At 64.9% G+C, this 18,529-nt stretch carries 18 protein-coding genes and 1 tRNA gene; 8 read left to right on the top strand and 11 right to left on the bottom strand.

The annotated features are described in order from the left end of the window. Positions 1-121: 121 nt before the first annotated feature. Positions 122-197, bottom strand: a tRNA-Thr gene (locus JL811_RS05960). Positions 198-605: 408 nt separating this feature from the next. Here JL811_RS05960 and JL811_RS05955 point away from each other — a divergent pair. From JL811_RS05955 to JL811_RS05930, 6 genes are all read left to right on the top strand, one after another. Beyond that, positions 606-1,703, top strand: a complete 1,098-nt coding sequence (locus JL811_RS05955) for a hypothetical protein (RefSeq protein ID WP_202687577.1) — start codon at positions 606-608, stop codon at positions 1,701-1,703. Further along, positions 1,700-4,483: a vWA domain-containing protein gene (locus JL811_RS05950; RefSeq protein ID WP_202687576.1), complete on the top strand. Its 2,784-nt coding sequence runs from the start codon at positions 1,700-1,702 to the stop codon at positions 4,481-4,483. The genes JL811_RS05955 and JL811_RS05950 overlap by 4 nt, the downstream gene beginning before the upstream one ends. Positions 4,484-4,576: 93 nt before the next feature. Further along, entirely contained in the window at positions 4,577-5,008 is a 432-nt protein-coding gene (locus tag JL811_RS05945) for a YqaA family protein (protein WP_202687575.1), read from the top strand. A 155-nt stretch (positions 5,009-5,163) separates the two neighbouring features. Further along, positions 5,164-6,147 (top strand): sialic acid TRAP transporter substrate-binding protein SiaP, encoded by a 984-nt coding sequence (locus JL811_RS05940; RefSeq protein WP_237684825.1) that lies wholly within the window; start codon positions 5,164-5,166, stop codon positions 6,145-6,147. A gap of 76 nt (positions 6,148-6,223) precedes the next feature. Next, entirely contained in the window at positions 6,224-6,796 is a 573-nt protein-coding gene (locus JL811_RS05935; protein ID WP_202687574.1) for a TRAP transporter small permease, read from the top strand. Positions 6,797-6,806: 10 nt separating this feature from the next. Next, positions 6,807-8,087 carry a TRAP transporter large permease gene (locus tag JL811_RS05930; RefSeq protein ID WP_202687573.1) on the top strand — a complete coding sequence of 427 codons (1,281 nt, stop codon included), beginning with the start codon at positions 6,807-6,809 and terminating at the stop codon, positions 8,085-8,087. A 68-nt stretch (positions 8,088-8,155) separates the two neighbouring features. Here JL811_RS05930 and JL811_RS05925 read toward each other — a convergent pair whose 3' ends face one another. The 10 genes from JL811_RS05925 to JL811_RS05880 all read right to left on the bottom strand — a co-directional run bounded on the left by JL811_RS05925 (position 8,156) and on the right by JL811_RS05880 (position 17,046). Then, entirely contained in the window at positions 8,156-8,446 is a 291-nt protein-coding gene (locus JL811_RS05925) for a DUF1330 domain-containing protein (RefSeq protein ID WP_202687572.1), read from the bottom strand. 90 nt (positions 8,447-8,536) lie between these two features. Then, on the bottom strand, positions 8,537-9,259 hold the full coding sequence (locus tag JL811_RS05920; protein ID WP_202687571.1) for an SDR family oxidoreductase: 723 nt from the start codon (positions 9,257-9,259) through the stop codon (positions 8,537-8,539). A gap of 70 nt (positions 9,260-9,329) precedes the next feature. Further along, a complete protein-coding gene (locus JL811_RS05915) occupies positions 9,330-10,154 on the bottom strand; it encodes a sugar phosphate isomerase/epimerase family protein (RefSeq protein ID WP_202687570.1) in 825 nt (274 codons plus the stop codon). A 4-nt stretch (positions 10,155-10,158) separates the two neighbouring features. After that, on the bottom strand, positions 10,159-10,830 hold the full coding sequence (locus JL811_RS05910; RefSeq protein ID WP_202687569.1) for an HAD family hydrolase: 672 nt from the start codon (positions 10,828-10,830) through the stop codon (positions 10,159-10,161). Continuing rightward, on the bottom strand, positions 10,827-11,570 hold the full coding sequence (locus JL811_RS05905) for a glycerophosphodiester phosphodiesterase family protein (protein WP_202687568.1): 744 nt from the start codon (positions 11,568-11,570) through the stop codon (positions 10,827-10,829). The genes JL811_RS05910 and JL811_RS05905 overlap by 4 nt, the downstream gene beginning before the upstream one ends. A 4-nt stretch (positions 11,571-11,574) precedes the next feature. After that, a complete protein-coding gene (locus JL811_RS05900) occupies positions 11,575-12,474 on the bottom strand; it encodes an ABC transporter permease (RefSeq protein ID WP_237684824.1) in 900 nt (299 codons plus the stop codon). A 7-nt stretch (positions 12,475-12,481) separates the two neighbouring features. Then, entirely contained in the window at positions 12,482-13,411 is a 930-nt protein-coding gene (locus JL811_RS05895) for an ABC transporter permease (RefSeq protein WP_202687567.1), read from the bottom strand. Beyond that, the gene (locus JL811_RS05890; RefSeq protein WP_202687566.1) at positions 13,408-14,376 is read right to left on the bottom strand and encodes an ABC transporter ATP-binding protein; all 969 of its coding nucleotides are present in this window, start codon (positions 14,374-14,376) and stop codon (positions 13,408-13,410) included. Before JL811_RS05890 ends, JL811_RS05895 begins: the two co-directional genes overlap by 4 nt. Beyond that, a complete protein-coding gene (locus tag JL811_RS05885; RefSeq protein WP_202687565.1) occupies positions 14,373-15,347 on the bottom strand; it encodes an ABC transporter ATP-binding protein in 975 nt (324 codons plus the stop codon). The genes JL811_RS05890 and JL811_RS05885 overlap by 4 nt, the downstream gene beginning before the upstream one ends. A 67-nt stretch (positions 15,348-15,414) precedes the next feature. Continuing rightward, positions 15,415-17,046, bottom strand: a complete 1,632-nt coding sequence (locus JL811_RS05880) for an ABC transporter substrate-binding protein (RefSeq protein ID WP_202687564.1) — start codon at positions 17,044-17,046, stop codon at positions 15,415-15,417. A 164-nt stretch (positions 17,047-17,210) separates the two neighbouring features. On the opposite strand from JL811_RS05880, the gene JL811_RS05875 reads away from it, so the two are divergent. Next, positions 17,211-18,017 (top strand): MurR/RpiR family transcriptional regulator, encoded by an 807-nt coding sequence (locus tag JL811_RS05875; protein WP_202687563.1) that lies wholly within the window; start codon positions 17,211-17,213, stop codon positions 18,015-18,017. Positions 18,018-18,061: 44 nt separating this feature from the next. Beyond that, positions 18,062-18,475, top strand: a complete 414-nt coding sequence (locus tag JL811_RS05870) for a carboxymuconolactone decarboxylase family protein (RefSeq protein ID WP_202687562.1) — start codon at positions 18,062-18,064, stop codon at positions 18,473-18,475. The last annotated feature ends 54 nt before the right edge of the window (positions 18,476-18,529 follow it).

Raw genomic sequence — 18,529 nt, 5'->3', positions numbered from 1 at the left:
ACCGCATGGGGATTGCGTTCCGAGACACGCAAACTGCGGCAAGTCAGCCCTCACCTTGCCAGCCCTCACCTTGATCGTAAGGCTTTGAAGTTTTGTGAATAATCGTATTTTTCTGGAAACGTGGTGCCGCTGAAGGGACTCGAACCCCCGACCCCATCATTACGAATGACGTGCTCTACCAGCTGAGCTACAGCGGCACGTTTCCATCAGCAGGCCTTGCCCACTTTACAAGTCTCCACTCAACCCTCTGACTTTGCAGATCATTCCATAGCGGACCCGCTACTTGCGAATAATGTGCCCAATCAGCGCGCTGCCGTGGCGACGAGGGTTCCTTAAACTGTCATTGCGACGGCTGCAAGGTTCCAATCGCGTGGCGACGCGTGTTTCGCGGCGGGTCGGGGGCGGGTTGAGGTCGGGTGAAAAGGCGCTGACCGGCAACTCTTGCTGGACATGAGGGCGGCAGCGCGCCAAGCTGACTGCCATATGTCGATATATTTCGTTTTGAATCAGGATATTCCCCTCTGCCTGCCTGCCCGGCCGCTGCCGACAAGGCCCGATATCGCGTCGGCGGGGCATGGGGGCGCCGCGAGCCGGAGGAATAAGACATGAGCGGAGCGGGGATTTCCCTTCTTGAAACGCTTGCGCGCGTCCGGGGACCGTGGCGCGGGCTGCAATTCGGCGATCTGGGCAATCCGCGCCCCATTGCGCAACCCCTGCCCCCGGATAGGGAACAGGCGCTGCGCGACAGGCTGACCCCGGTGCTGACGCAACTGAATGCCAAACGCGATGCGGCCTTCCGGCAGGCCGAGAATGACCTGCGGCTGAAGGCCGGGGGCGCGGCGCTGGCGGGGCTGGTCCTTGGCTGGACGATGGGCGGTCCGCTTGTCGCGCTGGCGCTGATGGTGCTGGGGGCGGGGTTTGTGATCCTGCTGCTGGCGGGCAAGGTGCAGGAAGCCCCGCGCGCCGCTGCCAAACATGCGATCCTGAAGGTGATGGCCCCGGTATTGCATCGCCTGTCCTCGGTCGCGCCCGGGTCGCGGGCGGCGGCGCTTCCCGTGGGCCGGATCGAGGGCTGGCGGCTGTTCGGTCCGATCCACCGGATCGAGGTCGATGACCGGCTGACCGGCCAGCGAGACGGCTATGATGTGGCGGCCTCACGTCTCGGGCTGCAATTCGGCAACCGGGGCAACCGCAATGCCGAGGCGGGGGCGGGCCTGTGTTTCATCGTCGCCGAGATCACCGCGCCGGATGCGCCCGATGATCTGACCGATGCCATCACCATTGTCGTGGCACAGGATGCGGCGGCGCAGTCGCTGGACGCGCCGCGCCTGACCCATCGCCTTGCCGTCAGCCCGACGGGGGATGCGGATTTCGACGCCCGTTACCGCGTCTATGGCGACGCCGGACCGCTGGGGCCAGCCGCCCGCGCCGCATTTGCCGAACTGGAAAAGGTGACCCGCGCCAATCCCACCGCCACGCTGGAACTGCCTGCAGGCACCGGCCTGCGCCCATGGGCCGTGATCCGGCCCGGGCGGCTGGTGGTGCTGACACCGCTGGCGCTGTTCAATGGCGCGCTGGAGCCCCCGCTGATGCCGCAGCCGCTGACGGCGGATGCGCTGATCCCGGCCTTTGCCGCTGACCTTGCCATACTGGACGATCATCTGACGGCCGCATTGCATTTGATGAAAGGATTTTCCCGATGAACAGATTCTGTTTCCGATGGACGGCGGGGACCGCGCTTGGCCTTGCCTGTGCCGGCCCGGTGCTCGCGGACCGTGTTTCGGTGCTGGTCTTTGACGCCTCGGGATCCATGTGGAACCGGGTCGAGGGCGATCTGACCCGGATTGAGGTCGCGCGCGATGTGATGGGCGATTACTTCGCCAGCCGCGACGGCGCGGTGCCGCTGTCGGTCATTGCGTACGGCCATAACCGGCGTGGCGATTGCGCCGATATCGAGGTGGTGGCGCCAATGGGGCAAGCCGCGCCCGGCACGCTGGAAACCCGCCTACGCGCGCTGATGCCGCGTGGCATGACACCCCTGACCGACAGCCTGCGGATGGCGCGCGGGCAAGTGCCGCCGACCGCCGAGGCGGCCGATATCATCCTTGTCACCGACGGGCTGGAAACCTGCTCGGGCGATCCCTGTGCGCTTGCCGCCGAACTGGCCGCCGAGGGCATCGACATCCGCGCCCATGTGGTGGGCTTCGGCCTGACCGGGGCCGAGGTCGAGGCGCTGTCCTGCATCACCGACCAGACCGGCGGCATGCTGTTCCAGACCAATTCCGGCGCCGAACTGGCCGATGCCCTGCGGCAGGTCAGCGCGGTGGAACCAGAACCGGCAGCCGAGGCCGTGCCGGAACCACAGCCCGAACCTGAACCCGATCCTGTGCCGGAACCGGCCCGCGAAGCCGCCTTCGATATTGGCGACAAGGCCGAGGCGGGCTTTGCCTACAGCATCCGCTGGAACGGCGAAGCTGGCTTTGTCGATTACATCGGTTTCGTGCCGCAGGGTGGCACCGACATGCGCGGGGCCATCAGCTATGGCCCGATCGGGGGAACCGAAGCCAAGCCGAACAACCCCGTGACCCGCACCGCCCCTGCCGAGCCGGGGATGTATGATCTGGTCCTGGTCACCACCAGCAACGGCATCATCGCGCGTCAGGCGGTTGAAGTGGTTTCGCCGCAAATGGGGTTTGAGGCCATCGGATCAGTCGAGCCCGGCAGCCGTGTGCGTTTTGCCTTCCGGGGGCCGGAGCGGATCGAGGAACGCATCGTGATTGCGCATCCCGATCAGCCCATCGAGGATTTCCGCAGTCACGCATGGGCCTATGCCCTGCACAAGAACGGCGCGGTTCGTCTGACCGTGCCGGAGGAGCCCGGCGAATACGAGATCCGCTATCTGAACCGGGGCCGGTCCGAAATTCTGTTCGCGCGCCGGTTCGGTGTGGGCATCCCGTTTGCGGATGCCGACCTGACCAGCGCCGCCGATCTTGCCGCCGCTGCCGCTGCCGCCACGCAGGGCGACCCCATGCAGGACATGATCGCCGCCGTCTCTGCCACCTTCCGCCTGCCGCCCGGCCTGCCCGACAGCCCGCTGTCATGGGATGGCATCCCGCTGGACCCCGACATGCAGCCCGAGGCCTGGGCGCCAATGGAGACCGGTCCTGTCATTTCCGGTGAGTTCGAGCCCGGCACATGGCGCATTACCGCCCGCGCACCGGGCGAGGTGATCTTTACCGCCGATCTGGAAATCTTTCCGGGGCAGGCGAATGACTTCACCCTGGCCATGGCGCAGGATGGCGCGGCGGACGGGCCGCTTGGCGCGCTGGATGGCCGCTGGACCGTCTGGGCCATTCCGCCGCGGGACTCAGGCGTCGAACCGCCGCTGATGATGCATGTCACGCTGGAACCCACGCCAGAGGGTCAGGATTACACCGGCAGTTTTGCCACCGACACCAATATGGGCGGGGTGCTGACCTCGGGCGATCTGACCTCGGTCATCATCGAGGATGGATCTCTGTTCATCGAATTCCCGGTGCCGCAGCTTGAACCTGCACCCTTCCGGCTGGCGCTTGCGCCGCAAGGGGCGGGCTTTGTCGGCACGCTGGGCGCCGGGACGAACTCGGTCCCCGTCGCGCTCTGGCCCGAGGGGATGGCGCCCGATCTGCCGCTTTGGCAGGATGCGGCATCGGGGCCTGCGCCGCAGGATGAAACAACCCCGCAAGACATCGCGTTTTCCTGCACCGAGCCGCGCTGCGAGTTGGTCGTGGACGGTCTGGCCGCCACGCTGCAACAGGGCTGGTCGATGGGTCCGCCCGCATGGGTCGGGGCCACCGCCGGGGCGCAGGCGCTGGACCAGCCGCGCGTGGATTTCCACGGGCCGGAGGGCGCGATGCTGCATCTGAACCCGCATCAATGGCTGGACATGAACGGCCCCTGCATGGAAACCGCCGCGGGCCTGCTGTGCCTTTGGGCCGATGGTCCGCCCGGTGCCGCGCTGGCCGCCGTGCAGATGGCCACCTCGCTGCAACTGGTTGAACGCGAGGCCTCGGCGGCACCAGAACCGGGGCCGGTTGATGCGGCAGGCGGGGACCCGCAGGACGGGATGTGGGATCTGACCATCACCGGGCATGATTTGTCGGGCTGCCCCGCTCAGGTCGCCTCGGCCATCGGGGGCGAGGTGGCGATCGGCCAGACCGTCAGCCGTGACATCACATGGCCCCGCCCCTTCAGCCCTGCACCGCTGACCGCCGACAATCCGGGCAACAACCAATGGGCGCAGCAATCCGATGGCAGTTGGTCGACCGATCTTGTCGATCCGAGCGGCGCGGCGGGGTTGACCGCCAGCATGGTCATGCAGGCCCGCGTCATCAGCCCGGTGGAGATTGAGACCGTCTCAATCTTCTCGACCGATGCGCTGAAGATGCTGACGGGGGAGACCTGCGTTTCGACCACGCGGGGAACCGCGCGGCTGCGGCAGTAACCGCGCCGCGCCCGAACTGCGCGCGACCCTGCCCACGGGGCCGGGTCGCAACCTGCCTTTGCGCTTTTGTGCGGGATGGCGTAACGCGGCGGCATGTTCGCCCTGACCGGCCTTTTCCTTGCGGCGCTGCTGGCCGCGACACTGATCCCGGCGCAATCCGAGGCGGTGCTGGTCGCGCTGATCCTGAACGGGGCGCATCCGGTCTGGCTGCTGCTGGCGGTGGCAACGGCGGGCAATGTGCTGGGCGCGGTGGTCAACTGGGTTCTGGGACGGTTCCTGATGCGCTTTGCCGGGCATCCCCGCTTTCCCGTGCCGCGTTACCGGATTGCACAGGCGCAGGGCTGGTATGCCCGCTGGGGCTGGTTCAGCCTGCTGGGGTCATGGCTGCCGGTGGTGGGCGATCCGCTGACCCTTGCGGCGGGCATGATGCGCGAACCGCTCTGGCGGTTTCTGATCGTGGTCACACTGGCCAAGGCGGGGCGCTATGCGCTTCTGGCGGCGGCAACCCTGCAGGCGGCGGGCTGATCAAGGGCGGCCCCGCCCCCGCCCTGCGGCGCAAGGGGGGGCATGGCAAAAATCAGACTGTGGGTGATGATGGCGCTTGCGCGATGCGGCGCGCGCTTTACTGTCAACAGACCGCGCGACACCAAAAAAGAACGCGCAACCTATGGGAGGAGACAATGACCGCAATGACCCGCCATCTTTGCATGACGGCTGCCGCCGCAGCGCTGCTCGGGCTGCTGCCCGCTGCCGGTTCGGCCCAGACCGTATTGAAATGGGCGCATGTCTATGAGGCAAGCGAACCCTATCACACCTGCGCCGTCGCCGCGAGCGACCTGCTGTCCGAGGCGACCGAGGGGCGCTATTCGATCGACGTTTTCCCGGCCTCATCGCTGGGCAAGGAAAGCGACATCAATGAAGGGCTGGGCTTCGGCACCGTCGATATCATCTATACCGGCCAGTTGTTCGCGGGTCGCGCCTATGGCCCGGTCGCCATTGGCGGCGCGCCCTTCATGTTCCGCGATTTCGCGCATTGGGAGAAGTTCCGCGACTCCGATCTGCTGCAGGAGCTCTATGAAGGCTATACCGCCGCATCGGGCAACCATATCACCGCGATGACCTATTATGGCGGGCGCCATGTCACGGCGAACAAGCCGATCCTGACGCCCGCTGACATGGAGGGGCTGAAGATCCGCGTGCCGGATGCGCCGCTTTACATGATGTTCCCGCAGGCGACCGGCGCGAATTCGGCCCCCATCGCCTTTGCCGAGGTCTATCTGGCGCTGCAACAGGGCACCGTGGATGCGCAGGAAAACCCGCTGCCGACGATTCAGGCCAAGAAGTTCTATGAGGTGCAGACCGATATCAGCCTGACCGGCCATATCACCGACGCGCTGTTGACCATCATAGGCGGACCGGCCTGGAATGCGTTGCCCGAGGCCGACCGCGATGCGCTGGTCAAGATCACACAGGACACCGCGACCTGCGCAACCGATGCCATCGTCAAGCTTGAATCCGAGCTTGTCGAATGGTTCCGGGGTGAGGGCGTGAACGTGCATGAGGTCGACCGCACCCCCTTTATCGAGGCGGTGAAGCCCATGCATACCGGATCGACCGCGACATGGGATCAGGCCACCTATGACCGCCTTCAGGCGATCGAGTAAGCCCCGATCCTGACCGATCTCCGAAAGGGCCGTCCCGCCGGGGCGGCCCCTGTTCGCAGCCCTGAATGCCGGTGACATGACCATGACCGAACCCCCTGAACCCTCTGCCACAATTCAACCGCTGAAGCTTCAGGAGGAAGAGATCGACCTGTCGGATCTGCACTGGACCGACACAGGCGTGCTGGCGCTGTTCTGGCTTCTGGCCTTCGTGGTCTTTCTGCAGTTCTTCACGCGCTATGTGCTGAACAACTCCTTTGCCTGGACCGAGGAAGTCGCCCGTTTCCTGCTGATCGGCGTCACCTTTGTCGGTTGCATCATGGCGACGCGCAAACAGTCCCATATCGCAGTCGAATTCGTCTATCGCTGGATCCCGCGCGGCGGGCGGCGGTTCGCACAGTCGGTGATCGACGTCACCTCGACCGCCTTCTATCTGGTCATGGCTTTCCTTTCGGCCCAGATCGCCGGACGCACGCAACAGATGATGGCCTCGATGGATTTTCCGAAATCCACCGTCTACTGGATCATCATGGCGGCCTTTCTGTGCATGGCGGCCTATGCCGCCTGGAACACCTGGCAACATCTTCGCAGCGGCACCTCGCGTCTGATCGACCCCGAGGACTATGCCGACGACATCCGCGCAATCGACTAGGGGCAGCACGATGGATATTATCTGGCTTTTCGTGATGCTGCTTGGCCTTCTGATGTTCGGCGTGCCAGTGGCGGTGGCGCTGGCGGGGTCGTCGCTGATCTTCATCTTCTTCAACGGTGCAACGCCGCCGATGGTCGTGGCGCATCGGGTCATCAACGGGGTCGACAGTTTTCCGCTGCTGGCCGTGCCGTTCTTCATTCTGGCCGGCAATCTGATGAACACGGCCGGGATCACCGAACGCATCTTCAACTTCGCATTGGCCTTGGTGGGCTGGATGCGCGGCGGGCTGGGCCATGTGAACGTGGGCGCCAGCGTGATCTTTGCGGGCATGTCCGGCGCTGCCGTGGCCGATGCGGGCGGGCTGGGCGCGATCGAGATCAAGGCGATGCGCGATGCGGGTTACGATCCGGAATTCGCAGTCGGGATCACCGCCGCCTCATCAACCATCGGGCCGATCATTCCGCCCTCGCTGCCGATGGTCATCTATGGCGTGGTCGCAGGGGCCAGTATCGGGCAGCTTTTCGTCGCGGGCTTCGTCCCGGGGCTGCTGATGGCCCTGTCGCTGATGGTGATGATCGCAGTCATGGCGCGGACAAGGGGGTTCAAGCGTGATCAGCCCTTCTACTGGTCGGTGCTGTTTGTCACCTTCCGCCGGGCCTTCCTGTCGCTGATGACCCCGGTCATCATCGTCGGCGGTATCCTGACCGGGGCCTTCACACCCACCGAGGCCGCCGTTGCCGCCTGTGCCTGGGCGCTGTTTCTGGGCATCGTCGTTTATCGCACCCTGAACATCCGCCGCTTCCTGCGGGTCAGTTTCGACACGATCGAAACCACGGCGGTCGTGCTGCTGGTGGTCGGCGCCGCCTCGATCTTTGCCTGGATCCTGACCTCGAACCGGGTGCCGGAACAGTTTGCGGCGGGGATCCTGTCGATCACCGACCGGCCCTGGCTGCTGCTGCTGCTGATCAACCTGATCCTGCTGGTTGTCGGCTGTTTCATGGAAACGGTCGCGGCGATCACGATCATGGTGCCGGTCCTCTTGCCCATCGCCACGATGATCGGCATCGACCCGGTGCATTTCGGGGTGATCATGGTGCTGAACCTGATGCTGGGACTGCTGACGCCGCCCATCGGCATGGTGCTCTATGTTCTGGCGCGGGTTGCGAAACTGCCGTTTGAACGCTGCGTCGTGGGCACCGCGCCCTTCCTGATCCCGCTGACGGTCGTGCTGCTGCTGGTCACTTTCGTGCCGGCGCTGACCATGTGGCTGCCGACGCTGATCTATCGCTGATCGGTCCCGGAAAACACACGCGCCCCGGCGACGGTTTCGCCGGGGCGCGTGGCGGAAGTCGGGATGGCTCAGACGCCCTCGACCACCGCGAAATGCACCTTGGAATGTTTCTCGCGGATCTTCAGCGCGGCCTGATATTCGGGTGAGTGGAAGCAGTCCAGCGCGGTCTGGTAGCTGTCGAATTCGATGACCACCAGACGGTTCGCCTGCGGCCCTTCGAAGATCTGCCCCTGCCCGCCGCGCACCACGAATGTCGCGCCGTATTTCGCGAATGCCGCCTTGTTGGCCGCGACATAGTCCTGATAGCCCTCGGCATTGGTCACATCGACCATGGCCATCCAGTATCCTTTTTTCGACATATCGTCCTCCTTGTCGTGATGGATGTCTGTCTGTTCCCGCCCCGGCCTGCCCGGACGGATGAAGGGGCGCGCGGCCCCCTTGTTCCTGTCTCAGATCACCGGTGTCGCCCCGCCATCCAGCGCGATCACCGTGCCATTGACCGCCCGCGCCCCGTCCGAGGCCAGAAGCAGCAGCATATCGGCAACCTCCTCAGGGTCGGGGATCCGCCCCGAGGGGGCGCTGGCCGACAGCGCGGCGCGCGCCTCGTCCGGGGTGATGCGGTTCTGGGCGGCATGGGCCGCCACGATATCCAGAAAGCGCCCGGTCGCCACCGGACCGGGATTGACCCCGACGATCCGCACCCCCTGCCCGGCCAGCGCCGCCCCCAGCCCCGTGGTGACCAGCATCAAGGCCGAATTCGCCGCCCCGCCGGATATATGTGGCGTGGTGGCCTTCTTGCCGCCCATGCCGATCACCGGCAGGATCACCCCCCGCCCCCGCGCCGCCATCTGCTGCGCCACCGGGTAAAGGATGTTGATATAGCTGAAATACTTGCGGTCCATCGCCTCGTGGAAATGCGCAAGCTGCAATTCGTCCAGCGCCATCTGCCGGGCCGATCCGGCGCACAGCACCAGCACGTCAACCTCCCCCAGCGTGGCAATCGCGCGGGCCGTGGCCCCGGCGTCGATCAGATCGACGGCAAGGCCCGTTGCCCCTTCGGGCGCCTCACCGCTGCGCGACAGCGCCGTGACCCGGTCACCCGCGCCCAGAAAGGCGCGGACAGAGGCCGCCCCGATGCCACGGCTTCCGCCGGTTACAACGACATGACGCATCGGCCTGTTCCTCCTGCCCCTGGATCCGGTTATTTCTGTATACCAGATCCTGGGCAGGCGGAACGCCCGATCAGCGCGCCAGCCCGGCCTCTTGCAGCCAGCGGATCGAGCCGCGGATCGCCGTCTTGTCGCGCAGCTCCAGAATAAGCCGGGGTTCCGATGTCAGTTCGGCCAGCGCGGCAAAGACCGAATTCCACAGGATCGTGCCCTGCCCGATGGGCCAGTGCCTGTCGGCATAGCCATCGGCATCCTGCAAATGGACATGGCGCAGCCGGTTGCCCGCACGGCGGATGAAGTAATCCACCGGCGGCGCGCCGGTCGATCCATGGGCGTAATGGGCATGGCCCGTATCCACCGAAACCGCGACCGACGCCGAGTTGAAACTGTCGGCCAGCAGGCAGCGGCTATCGGGGTCCTTGTCCTCGATATTCTCGATGACCAGCGTGACGCCCAGTTCCTCGGCGCGGCGCACGACCGCATCCATGATGTGATGGCAGTTCTCGCGCAGCCGGTCATGGCGTGTCAGGCCCTTGTCATCATCCAGATTGTTGTAATCCCATGTCGTATAGGGTGAATGCACCACCATCTGCGTTGCCCCCAGATGGGCGCAGACATCCAGCCCCTGCAAATGCTTGTGGCGCACAAGGGCGGCCATGTCAGGATCGGGATTGGCGATGTCGAGGCCCCAGAACGGGCCATGGATGCCAAGACGGCCCTGATATCCCTCAAGCTGCACCTTGGCGTGATCGGCCACGTCGCGCCAGTCTCCGTTCAGCAGTTTCGAATCGAAGAAATCCTGCAATTCCAGATCGCGGTAATCGTCCAGCAGAAGATCGCGGAACTCGGGCAGAAGGCGCGACGGGATGGCAAGGCCGAGAAGGGGAAGGACGCTCATTGTTTCAGACGGCTTTCATGCTGGGGGAATGGTGATGGTGCAGAAGGGCAAGCAGTTCGGCGCTGCCCCGGGCGATGTGATGCGCCCCGGCGGCGCGCAGGCGTGCCTCAAGTCCCCGGCGATGATCGGCCGGACCGATGAAACCGATGGCAAGGCACCCTGCCGCCCGGGCGCAGGTGATGCCATGGGGGTTGTCATCGACAAAGACCGCGTCCTGCGGCAGCACGCCCAGCCGCGCGGCGGCAAACAACGCCAGATCGGGGGCGGGCTTGGGCTGCGGCACCTGTGCTGCCGAATAGACATGGCCCCGGAAATGACCGATCAGCGGCGTGCGCCCCAGCGAGTGCTCCAGCCGCGCCACGCTGGAATTCGAACAGACCGCCATCGGCAGATCGAAGGCCGACAGCACCGCCCCGATCCCCGGGATCAGGGGAACGGCACGGTCGAACATCGCAAACAGCATCCGGTCGGCCTCGGCCATGACGGCAGGCCCGTCCAGCCCCTGCGCCGTGATCCATGCAGAACTGTCGCGGGCGGCATTGCCGGGAAAGATCGCGCTGGCCTCTTCCGGGGTCATGTCATGGCCCGCCGCCGTGATCGCGGCGGCCAGCGCGGCGCAGCCCATCGGTTCACTGTCGATCAGCACACCGTCGCAATCGAACAGAATCGCCTTCATCCCAGCACCGTCCGCACCAGAACCGGATCATCCGAAACGATGAAGGCCACATCGCGCGCGGCCCAGCGGCGGATCGTGGCGGCATCATTGACCGTCCAGACCGAGGTTGTGCCCATCGGGCGTAGGTCCGCAATCGTCTCGAACTCGGCCTCATACAGCGCGTGATGGATGCCGACGATATCAACCAGCCCCTCGACCCGGCGCAGGAAGGCCGCGATGCCGCCCTGCCGGTCCGCCCAGTCGCGGTTGACCGAAATCAGCCTGCGGAATCCCGGCGCTTGGTCGCGGATCTCCTCGACCGTCGCGATATCGAAACTGTGCAGGACGCAGCGGTCGCGCAGCCCGTGACGGGCCAGAACCTCGGCCACGCGGGCGACCATCCCCGGATAGGGTCGGCCCGTTTCATCAGCCTTGAGTTCCACATAAAGATCCGCCCGCCCGGCGGCGAGGATCGGCAGAACCTCATCAAGGCTGGGCACGCCTTCGTCAATGGGCACGCCATAGGGGTCTTTCAGGCGCAGGGCCTTGCGGCTTGCAGGCGTCAGGGCGCGGACGGGGCCATGGCCGGTCGTCGTGCGGTCCAGCAGGGCGTCATGGATGAAGACCAGTTCCCCCGCATCGGTCAGATGCAGGTCGAATTCGATCGCATCAAAATCCAGTGCGACCGTTTCGATAAAACCAAGGCGCGAGTTTTCGGCCCAGAGGTTGCGGGCCCCGCGATGGGCCATGATCTTCGGCATCGGATTACCTTGCTGTAGGGTCGAGCCTGTCACGCAGCCAGTCGCCCAGAAGCGAGATGGCAAGCGTCGTCAGCACGATGATAACGGAAGGGGCAAGCATGATATGCGGCGCGCGGGTCAGATATTCACGGCCAAAGCCGACCATGTTGCCCAGCGATGTCTGCGGCGGCTGCACCCCCAGACCGAGGAAGCTGAGCCCCGATTCCATCAGGATGATCTCGGGGAAGGTCAGCGTCATCGACACGATCAGGGTCGAGGCGACATTGGGCAGGATATGGCGCAGGTACAGACGGCGCGGCGTGGCACCAAGCTGGATCACCGCTGCGGCATAACCCTGCGCGGTGGCGGAAATGGCCAGCCCCCGTGCGATCCTTGCATAGCGTTCCCAGCCATAGAACCCCATCAGGCAGACCAGCAGCCACATCGAAGACCCGAAAAAGGCCAGCACCGACAGCGCCATGATCATAAAGGGCAAGGCCGCCTGAAAATCGGCCATCGCCATCACGACATTCTCCACCCAGCCCCGGAACTGCGCCGCCAGAAAGCCCAGAACCGTGCCGAACAAGGCCGAAAGCAGCGTGGCACCGAAGGCGATGACCAGTGACACACGGATGGATTGCAAAAGCCGCGACAGCACATCGCGTCCGATTTCATCCGTGCCCAGCAGATGCCCGGGCGTTCCCATCGGGGCCAGCCGGGCCATCAGGTCCATCCTTGTGATCTCATGCGGGCGCAGGACATCGGCCAGCAAGGCGACCACGACCATCAGCATCAGCCAGCCCGCCGAAAGCGCGACCAGCAGCGGCATCCGCAGGCGAAGTCGCGTGATGATCCCGGGTTTGACAGGATCGGGTTTGGCAGGATTTGAATTGCCGGGGCGGGATTGGGCGGGAAAGGCGGTCATCGGATCCTCAATGCGCGGGGCGGCCGGACCGCAGGCGCGGGTCCAGCAGTCCATAGGCGAAATCGACCAGCAGATTGGCGATCACCATGGTTGCGGCGATGACCAGCAACAGGCACTGGACCACGGCCAGATCGCGATTGGCGACCGAGACGACGATCAGCCGCCCGACCCCCGGCCATGAAAAGATGCTTTCCACCACAATGGCTCCGGCGATCAGCGAACCGACCATGAAGCCCACCAGCGTCACGATGGGCACGGCGGCATTGGGCAGCGCATGTTTCCACACGACATCGCGCCAGGGCAGGCCCTTGGCCATTGCGGTGCGGATATAGGGCTGGCCCAGAACCTCAATCATTGCGGATCGGGAAAACCGGGCCAGAATACCGATGCCGCCGATGGACATGGTCACGATCGGCAGCACCGCATGACGCCAGCTGTCCTGCCCACCTGCGGGCAGCAGATCGAAGGTGATCGCAAAGACCAGCACCAGCAGCAGCCCCAGCACGAAGGACGGAATGGTGAAGCCGAAGATCGAGGCCATGATGACGCCCCGGTCCGCAAGGCTTTCACGGTGCAGCGCCGCATAGACCCCGGCGGGGATGCCGATCCCCAGTTTCAGGATCAGCGCCGGAACGGTCAGGGCCAGCGTCGCGGGCACACGTTCCAGCACCAGCGTGATCGCGGCGGAACCGTCACGCATCGAGGTGCCGAAATCACCGCGCAATATCTGGCCCAGATAGGCCAGATATTGCCGCCACAGCGGGTCATCCAGCCCCCAGCGGGCGCGGAAGGTGTCAATCGCATCCTGCGGTGCATCGGGGCCCAGCAGGATCTGCGCGGGATCACCCGACAGCCGCAGCACGACAAAGGCGAAGGTCATGACCAGCAGGATGGTCAGGATGGCCCGCGCCAGACGGGTCAGGATATAGCGGATCATACAGCCTCCCATGCATGCAGGCGCAGGCAGGCGGCACTGCGTCGGCCCTGCGGTTCCAGCACCGGCACGGTCGTCGCACAGGTTGGGACAGCGCGGGGACAGCGGGGATGAAAGGCGCAGCCCGAAGGGCGGCGGGCCGGATTGGGCGGCTCCCCCGTCAGAATGATGCGCCCGTCCAGCCCCTGCCCGGGTTTCGGAACCGAGGACACCAGCGCCTGCGTATAGGGATGGCGCGGATCGGCGAAGATGCGGTCCGAAGGGGCCTCTTCCACGATCCGGCCCAGATACATCACCGCCACGCGGTCGCAGATATTGCGCACGACCTTCAGATCATGGCTGATGAACACCATTGTCAGCTTCTCACGCTCTTGCAGGTCGCGCAGCAGATTGACGACCTGCGCCTGAATCGACACATCCAGTGCAGAAACCGGTTCATCACAGACCAGAAAGCGGGGACGGCTGGCCAGCGCTCGGGCGATGACCACCCTTTGCCGCTGCCCGCCCGAAAGCTCATGCGGATAGTGCTGCGCCTGATCGCGGCGCAGGCCGACCCGCGCCATCAGTTCGGCCACGCGCTCCGCCTCATGCCCGCGATCCAGCCCGTGAATTTCCAGCGGTTCGCCGATTTGCGCGGCGATGGTCATGGTCCGGTCCAATGCCGCCAGCGGATCCTGAAAGATCAGCTGCATCTGCGCGCGCAGCCTGCGCCATGCGGCCGTGCGGGGGGCAGGCATCGGCTTACCCTGCCAGCGGACGGTGCCCTCTGCCGGGACCTCCAGCCCCAGCAGCATCCGCCCGAGGGTCGATTTGCCCGAACCGCTTTCGCCGACGATGCCCAGAATTTCCCCCTCGCGCAACGACAGGTCCACCCCGTCGACGGCGCGCAGCGTGGCGGGTGTGCCGAACAGCCGCCTGCCGGTGACATAGTCCTGTGCCAGCGCCCGGGTCTGAAGGATCGGGGTCATGCGTAAACCTCGGCGCGTTGCGGCAGCGGGACGGGATGGAAACAGGCCAGCCTGCCACCGCCCGCCTGCGGCTTCAGCCCGGGCCGGTCGCTGTGGCACAGCGCACTGGCACGGGTGCAACGGGGGGCAAAGGCGCATCCGCCGGGCAGGGCCTTCGGGTCGGGGACTGTGCCCTCGATCGGCACCAGACGGCGGCGGTCGGCATCCAGATCGGGCAGCGCGTCGAACAGGCCGCGCGTATAGGGATGGCGGGGCGTGCGGAACAGCGGGCCGATTTCCCCCTGTTCGACGATCCGCCCGGCATACATCACCGCCGCCCGGTCACAGACCGCCGAAACCGCGCCCAGATCATGGCTGATGAACACCATCGCCATGCCGGTCTGCCGCCGCAGCCTGCCCAGCAGATCAAGGATCTGCGCCTGTATGGTCGCATCCAGCGCCGTTGTAGGTTCATCCGCGATCAGCAGATCGGGTTCACCGGCCAGCGCCATCGCGATCATGATGCGCTGGCATTGCCCTCCCGAGAATTCATGCGGGTAAAGATTCATCCGCGTCGCGGCCGAAGGGATGCCCACCAGATCCAGCAGGCGGATCGCCTCGGCGCGCGCCACGCCGCCGCGCAATCCGCGATGCAGCGCAAGGCTTTCGCAGATCTGCCGCCCCACCCGCTGCACCGGGTTCAGCGAGGATGACGGATCCTGAAAGATCATCGCGATCCGCGCGCCGCGCACAGCCTCAATCCGGCGGCGGGGGGTGCCGATCAGCTCCGTCCCCTCCAGCATGACGGAACCCGAAACCGTGGCCTTGCCGGGCAAAAGCCCGAGGGCCGCCAGCCATGTGACCGACTTGCCGCAACCGGATTCGCCCACCAGCCCCAAGGCCTCACCCTTGCTGATTTCAAGGTCGATACCGTGCAGCACCTGCACGCCGCTGAAGGAAACCCGCAGGTCACGGATGGAAACGAAGGACATGCGCGACCTTCCTGATTGCAAAGGGAAAGGTGCAGGGCAGGCGTTGCCGCCCGCCCTGCAAGAAGGATCACGCGTTCCAGTTGGCGGCTCGGAAATCCATCGCGAAGGCGGGTGCCGCCTTCCAGTTCAGTTCGGACTTCATGCCGGTAAAGACCGCATTCTGGTGCAGCACCTGATAGGCCGGGTCTTCGCGTTCGCAAATCTCCAGCATCCGGGCAAAGGCCTTCTTGCGGGCCGCACGGTCGGTCGAGGTTTCCAGCACGACCGAAAGCTGGTTAACCTCATCATTCCAGAAATTGCGCTTCTGCTGGGCCTCGCCATTGGGGCCGAACTGCACCACCATCGGCGTGATCGGGTCGTTGATCGTGTTCGAGGCCGACCAGTCATAGACGCCGCGCACCCCTTCGGGATCGTGGATCTGGGCCCAGTTTTCCATCATCTGGATTTCGACATTCAGACCGACCTGGTTCCACATCTCGACAAGGATCTGCGCCGTGGGCGTCTGGTTCGTGTAGTAGTTGTTCAGCAGCCGGTAAGGAATAGCATCGCCCTTGTAGCCGGACTGTTTCACCAGATCGCGGGCCAGTTCGGGGTTGTATTCCGGCACGCTCCAGCCTTCGATGAACATGTCCGAGGCGGCGAAGCTGTCGAATTGCAGACCGGCGGGGACAACCGTTTCACCGCCCCACATGGCATCGACGATCATCTGACGGTCGATGGAATGGGTCAGGGCGCGACGGACCAGCGGATCGGCCAGATGGTCATTCTGCTTGTTGAACACCGAAAGCCGGTGGTTCCAGATCGTCGAGGACTGCACTTCCAGCCCCGGCGTGCCCGAAACCGTCGCAATCTGGTCCGGCGGCAGGTCGCAGGCGAAGTCATATTCGCCCGAAATCAGACCGTTCACGCGGCTGGCCACCTCGGGCACCTCGACGAAACGGATGCGGGCCAGCGGCGGGCGGCCGCCCCAGTAATCGTCATGTGCCACCAGCGTCAGCGACACATCGGGGCGGAAGTCCTCAACCCGGTAGGCGCCGGTGGTGACGGGTTTTGCCGCCCATTCGGCATAGGTCGCGGCCTCATCCCAGGCGCGTTTGCTGGCGATCTGCGATCCATGGGCGTAAAGGCGGCCCTCAAGCGTGACATCGGGCGTCGCGTTGTGCAGGCGCACCGTGTAGCGGTCCACGGCCTCGACCCCGCGCAGGGCGGGCCACATGCGGCGCGCGATGCCCGGAACGGCGGCGGGCAGTTCCTTGGCGGTCTGCGGCTTGAAATTCTCTTCATAAAGCGTGGCGCCGCCGACCGGCGCGGTCCCGGCGAACAGACGTTCATCCGAGAAGCTGAAGACCACGTCTTCGGCTGTCATCTCATCACCATTGTGGAAGCGCACGCCCTCGCGCAGCTTCAACTCGATGGTCATGTCGTCAAGGCGCTTCCATTCGGTCGCAAGACCGGGAAGCGGGCCCTGATTGCCCATCCAGTCGCGCAGGATCAGACCTTCCCAGAGGTTCGGGAAGAAGACCCGTTCCCCGACGTTGGACTGTTCGTTCCAGATGTCGAGCGTGCCGTTATTGGTGATCTTCTGCACGGCAATCGTGATTTCACGGCGGGTGCCCTGTGCGCGCAATCCGCGCGGCAGGATCAGCGACCCGGTGGTGGCCCCGAGCAGGCCCAGTGTCTGGCGGCGATTGATACGCATGGTCCCTCACATTTCTGTCTGGCTGCAGTTCTGCGCCCCGTTTAGGGGGGTTTAATTTCATTTTTGTGACCATCTGGAATAAAATTTCAGAACTTTGCCTTGACTGGAAACGCATCGCTGCCGCAGGACTTCGGGGGTGGGGTCAGGTTGTTAAGGGGCGGGGCATGAAGAACGCGACGGGTGAAAGCGCCCCGACCCATGTGCTGGACCTGTTGCAGGCCAATATGGATGTCCTGCCCAATGCGTTGAGCCGCATCGCAAAATACGTTCTGGAACATCCCGAAATGGTCATCCACCAATCGGTGACCGAGCTTGGCAGTTTCTCGGGCAGCGGTGAGGCGAGCATCGTCCGGCTGTGCCGCAGTCTGGGATTCCGCGGCTATCGTGATTTCAAGATGGCATTGGCGATGGAACTGAGCCGTCCTGCCGGGCTGCATTCCGCCGCGACCGAGGCCAGCCCCTATGCGCCGGTCCGGCAGGGATTTGAGCAAAGCCTTGCCGAGGCCAGCGGCACACTGGATGCGCCGGGGCTGGCACAGGCGGCGGCAATTCTGCTGCGTAGCCGCCGGATCGACATTTACGGGGCGGGCCTGTCCAGCCTGTCGGCGGATATGCTGACCTATCGTCTGCTGCGGTTGGGACTGCCTGCCTTCAGCTTTCGCGATGCCCATATCGCGCATGAGGTGGCACATGGGCTGGATGCCGATTGCGCGGCGGTTGCCTTTTCGCTGTCGGGCCTGACCGATGACACGGTGCGCTTTCTGCGCAGCGCGCGCCATGCAAGGGCCCGCGCGATCGCCGTCACAGGCCGCGCCGCAAGCCCCGTGGCCGAGGCGGCCGACCTTGTGATCCGTCTGGCGGGGCTGCGCAGCCGCAACGCATCCGGCCCGCTTGCGCCGCTGACGGCGAATATCTTCCTGATCGAATGTCTGGGTGCCGAACTGGCACGCCAGCGCATGGCGCCCCTCTGACCGGCGTCCTTTTCCCCCGCAACCCTTCCCTGATGGAGACTGACATGAGCGACGAAAACACCACCGATCCCAAGGCGCGTGACCTGTCCCAGCGGTTCCGTGACGGGCTGGAAACCCGCCGCGCGGTTCTGGGCAGCGATTATGTTGATGGCGCGATTTCCCGCGCGACCGATTTCAACTGGCCGATGCAGGAACTGGTGACCGAATATTGCTGGAACGATGTCTGGAATCGCCCGGGACTGGACCGCAAGACCCGTTCAATGCTGAACCTCGCGATGCTTTCGGCCCTGAACCGCCCGCATGAACTGAAGCTGCATCTGCGCGGCGCGTTGAACAACGGCGTCACGCGCGAAGAGATGACCGAGATCTTCCTGCAGGTCGCGATCTATTGCGGCGTTCCTGCGGCCATCGACAGTTTCCGCACCGCGCAAGAGGTTTTCGCGGCGGAAGACAAGTAACCCGCCAAAACGCGGGCGGATCAAAGGGACTGCCCGGCCGGTCAGGCCGGGCAG

Source organism: Szabonella alba (assembly GCF_016765775.1).
GTDB lineage: Bacteria > Pseudomonadota > Alphaproteobacteria > Rhodobacterales > Rhodobacteraceae > Szabonella > Szabonella alba.
The sequence above is the reverse complement of the archived record's forward strand: the minus strand, read 5'-3'. Positions and strand labels throughout refer to the sequence as shown.